General features: G+C 37.9%; 1 protein-coding gene. It reads right to left on the bottom strand.

Translation table 11 applies throughout. From position 1 onward, the window contains the following. Window positions 1–8: 8 nt before the first annotated feature. Window positions 9–977 carry an IS30 family transposase gene (locus PSI22_RS21215; RefSeq protein ID WP_273581456.1) on the bottom strand — a complete coding sequence of 323 codons (969 nt, stop codon included), beginning with the start codon at window positions 975–977 and terminating at the stop codon, window positions 9–11. Window positions 978–1041 lie beyond the last annotated feature (64 nt).

Here is a 1041-nt window from a genome sequence, read left to right as displayed (position 1 = left end):
CAACATCGTTATAAACGAAGTAAATGAGTGGGTATTCCTTTAAATAACTCATTTGGTGTTTTGTAATCTCGTGTTTTACGAGGGCGATTATTCAATCGGTTTGCCACAAGGTTAACCTCTCGCTCTGATACCTTATTAAAATCGGTTCCTTTGGGAAAGTAATTTCTGATTAATCCATTCGTATTCTCATTTATCCCTCTTTCCCAAGGGGAATACGGGTGAGCAAAATAAATTTTTGTCTCTAAATTTTTACTGATAAATTCGTGTTCGGCAAATTCGAGGCCGTTATCAAAAGTCATTGTTTTAACTTTATGTTTTATCAATGATAAGTGTCTTGTTACCGCTTTTGCGACACCTTCTGCTGTTTTATCTTCAAGTTTAATGATGAGAGTAAATAACGATTTTCGTTCAACTAAGGTCAATAATGCACTTTTATGATCTTTGCCAACGAGAGTATCTCCTTCCCAATCACCAATACGCTGCTTTTTATCAACCCATTTTGGGCGCTTTTCAATGCTGACTCTGTTTTTGATTTTTCCTCTTCGTTCATAACTTCCATAGCGTTTACGATACGGTTTTTTAGCAATCCTAAAATGCTGCCATAAATCACCCCCATTAAGCTTATCCTTATAAATCAATCGATAAACTGTTTCATGATGCAAAGATATTATCTTTTCCCTTTTGAGATAACCGACTGTTTGTTCAGGGCTTAAATCTTGCCAAATTAGCTGCTTAATCAACTTTGTGATCTCTGGTGTAACTTTGACTGCTTTTACAGCAGTATAGCGGCGCTCTGAGGCTTTAAGCTGAGCCTGTTTAGGACAGTATTTCTGTGCTTCCCGGTTTCGTCTCAATTCTCGGCTAATCGTTGATGGGGCTCGATTGAGCGACGTGGCAATAAAGCGTTGTGTAAAACCGGCTTCTTTTAAACTGAAAATCTGATATCTTTCTATTTCGGTCAGTTGTGTATAGGCCATAGTGCATTTTCCTTTGGCGAGAAAGATGCCTACTATAGCAACTGACCGCCTTTTTCAGAAATTG

The organism is Xenorhabdus aichiensis, from assembly GCF_028598775.1.
Taxonomy (GTDB): domain Bacteria; phylum Pseudomonadota; class Gammaproteobacteria; order Enterobacterales; family Enterobacteriaceae; genus Xenorhabdus; species Xenorhabdus bovienii.
This window is presented reverse-complemented; position numbering and strand designations above follow the sequence as displayed.